Source organism: Streptococcus pluranimalium, from assembly GCF_047785745.1.
Classification (GTDB): domain Bacteria; phylum Bacillota; class Bacilli; order Lactobacillales; family Streptococcaceae; genus Streptococcus; species Streptococcus pluranimalium_B.
On the sequence record NZ_JBLOJT010000135.1, the window covers coordinates 1 to 3,758 of the forward strand.

The window sequence follows — 3,758 nt, forward strand, 5'->3', positions numbered from 1 at the left end:
TAACTATTTTTACTGTCTTCCATTCTTTGAATGTGAATGGTCAAATAAACTTTCTCGTCGATGCTCATCTCAAAATCATAATGTTCTTTAACATAATGAGCAATTTTTTGCGTACATGAGAAGCTATCAGGGTAATTCTGTCTCACTTGGTCATATAAGAAGGCATCATTTGACCCTTGCACCACACCATTAATCACACGCTGAGAAAAATACTGCAAATGCGTCACAAATCGATTATAAGAGATACTATCTTCTGCCACCATTTGCCCAAAATGCAAACGGACAATTTCCAAAATATCAATGATCATGTAAGTGCTTCGTTGGGACTTACTAATACCACCACTCTCAGACTGGGCATTGATAAAATGAAGAGCGATTGATGATGCCTCATCATCTGGAATAGAAAGTTTCAATTCCTTACTCAAACGAGCGATCATATCTTTAGACACCTGATATTCTTTGGGGTAAAATTTTCGAACTTCCCAAGCTAATGGATTGGAAATGGAGACCCCCTGTCTCACTCTGACCACCATAAAATGTAAATGGTCGGTTAATGACAAGTGCAAATGACTATCAAAGGTCAGTTCAAGTGCTTTTTCAGCCCTATCTATCAAATAGACGAAGAGATTAAGTTCCTTATCTGGCAACTGTTCATAGAGGTCAGAGAGGTCAGAAGAAGTCTGCTCACTTTGTAGGGTAAAGACTTTTTCAACCTTCGTTTGATCAATCATATCACCAACTTTTTTCTGGAAACCCAAGCCTCGCCCCATGACAATCAATTCTTGTCCAGATTCATCCTTCACTTGAATAACGTTGTTATTATAGACTTTTTCAATGATCATGACTTCCCCCATCTTATCCATTCCATTTATTATAACAAATCAAAAGAAGTCTGACAAAATAATTTTGAAAACACTTTCTTAATTCCCAAATTGTCAAATTAAGTTAGACATTCTACGTAATTCAGAAAAACTTATACGGTATTTGTTTAGAGCTTGCTAAACTGGTCATGTTTTTATTGGTAAGAAAGATCAGAAATTTATCTCTATTCACTGCTGGTCATAGGATTAATCTAATTAGATAGATGCAAATCAATGACTGTATTCATATTTGCTAATTACTGAGGCAGACTTAGCATTGTATTCAGCTCAATTTGTCTGCATTATAATCGGTCCGAACGAGTCTAGTGCATAGTGTGGAATCTTTACCGTATATTCACTCAAAATCTGATAGCAGTGACTTAAATCACGCATATTTTTGAAAATTGTCTCTTAAACACATGATTAAATGAATTAGCTTTCAGACAAGTTACTGAAACACAGACTTCTCAAACAGTTTTATGAACTGTTTGAGGTTTCAAATAAGACAAGCAAAGATTGTCCCATAACTTAAGGCAAGATGAAAGTTCAAAAATTCACGATAGTGTTTTGAAGTTTGAAACTAGAAATCAAAAAGCTCTACCTAGTATAACTAAAAAGTAGCGAGTACTTTCTCACGTCGGAGATTTCTTCACTACTAATTTTAGTATGTTTTAAAATGGGTGGCATAAAAAGACAATTTCATCACATGCATTACGAGTTCAATTCGTTAAAACTTGGAGCATAATAGTAAGTTTGTGTTGAACTTCCAAAATGACTAAATAAAGCAGTCGATTGGTCTCCCAATGATCTTTCTATGTCAAGTAAGTTTTCAAAAGCATTTGTAAATTCAATTTTATCTGGATCAATTGTTGTTAAAAGACTTTCAGTATGAAATCTCAATAAGTCATTAACTTGAATCTCATCACTTATTTTGAGACGCTTTTTGCTGAGGTTCCTTGCTAAATCAATCTGATGAGTTAAATCACCTTCACTTTGTGAGATTTCTTCCCCAGTCTCTGTGTGATATAATTTTCCAGCATAACTTGTAAATTCAGGTGTGATAAAGTGATCATTCGTCCTCAATGTCACAATTTGATTATGTTCTTTTGATAGTAAATCCTGTCCTAATTGAATAAAAGTGCTAGAATCTATGCCAAGTAAATGCAGTAATGTTGGTCCTGAATCAATTAGACCACCATAAGTATCATGAATACCTCCTTTATTACTTCCAGGAATGTGAATCATATATGGCACACGTTGTAACATGGCGTTATCATAACTTGACCAAGTCTCTTTAGATTTCCCTAAAAGTTCAGCCAAATCAGGATTTCTTGAATTGGAAATACCATAATGATCACCATATAAAACAAATATTGAGTTGTCATATAGACCTGTTTCTTTAAAGTAATCAAAGAATGATTTTATGGCAGAATCTTGATAATTAACAGTACTAAAAAAAGCATTTATGGTAGGATCGTTTGTTTTCGCAAGTGGAAATCCTACTTCATCGCCTTCTAGGTGCTGATAGGGATAATGATTAGTTGCTGTTAAAAATTTAGAATAAAAGGGTTGCTGCAATCTTTCCAAGTACTGTATAGAGTCTTCAAAAAGAATCTTGTCATTCAGACCATATTGAAAAGAATTTTCAGGAGTAGGGTCTGACATATATTTTTGATCAAACCAATACTGATAACCATATTGTTTATACGTATTGTTCCGATTCCAAAAAGCACCATCATTGCCATGAAAAGCTGCAGTTGTATAACCTTTTTGATCCTCTAAAATATGAGGTATAGCATTTTGTGTATTTTTACTACCGTATTTTACAAAGAATGCACCTTGATTTAGTCCAAATAATGAAGTATCTACTAAAACCTCTGAGTCTGAAGATTTTCCAGCTTGAGTTTGATGAAAAATATTCGAAAATGACAAAGTATCAGGATGGTGATATAAAGAATTAATAAAAGGCGATACCTCATGTTTCACCTGATTCTCATCTTCCAAATGAAAATCTATTAGGAATTGTTGAAAGCTTTCAAGATGAAAGACAAAGACATTTCGATCTTTTGCAATCCCAAAATAATCAGTATTTGGCTCAACACGTTGACTATTAACAAAATTTTTTACCTGTTCAAACTGACTTGGTTCAGCATTTTTACGCGTCTTATTAATTTGATAAGTCTCTTTCACATCATTCGAAAGAAAAATTCCTAAACCTAAACCTTTTACAATATAATTATTAGAAAAGCCTCTTTTTAATAATTGGGGTCTATCAATTTCAGCAAGTGTAAAATTGAGAAAGAGCATTACAATAGACGCCACTATAAAAATGGTATTTTTCCTAAAATCTAAACTGTCAAGATGCTGTGTTTTATGTTTGACTTTTTTCAGAAAAATAATGAGAAAAATACTATCTAACACATATATAAAATCCCACATCCTCAATAGGTGTAAAGCCGCTTCTCCTAAGCCTGCTGAAATCTTACTAGATGCTTGGATAGTGCTAAAAGTTATGAAATCATGAAATTCTCTAAAATAAAGAACATTTGCTATCAGTAACACATTTAATAGTAAATAAATCAATAACTCTATATATAAAAATAAGGTTTTGTTTTTGATAAACAAAGGAAACCCTAACAATAATAGAGTAATACCAAGAGGATTAATGAGTGAGATAACATATTGGAATTTATTAATGATGTCCAAATCAAAATCAATATGATAGGCAAATATTGTTTTTAGCCAATATAAAGCTGTTAACAAAATAACTAACCTAAAGCGAAAATTATTAAAATAAGCCCCAAAAAACTTTTTTAGAATCATTTTTACCAATTCCTTCCAAAAAATATATAAAAAGGTATTATATCATAAACCATCCAAAAAAGTAAACCAGTTAAA

At 32.5% G+C, this 3,758-nt stretch carries 2 protein-coding genes; both read right to left on the reverse strand.

What is annotated here, in order from left to right:
• Window positions 1–842 (reverse strand): BglG family transcription antiterminator LicT (gene licT, locus ACMZ6U_RS09665; RefSeq protein WP_416108234.1); only part of this gene is annotated, 842 nt, incomplete at its 3' end.
• Between the two features lie 729 nt (window positions 843–1,571).
• Window positions 1,572–3,683: an LTA synthase family protein gene (locus ACMZ6U_RS09670; protein WP_416108235.1), complete on the reverse strand. Its 2,112-nt coding sequence runs from the start codon at window positions 3,681–3,683 to the stop codon at window positions 1,572–1,574.
• Window positions 3,684–3,758 lie beyond the last annotated feature (75 nt).

Coding starts and splice junctions, on each gene's coding strand:
- ACMZ6U_RS09670 (WP_416108235.1), bottom strand. CDS start 3,683: ATGATTCTAAAAAAGTTTTTTGGGGCTTATTTTAATAATTTTCGCTTT.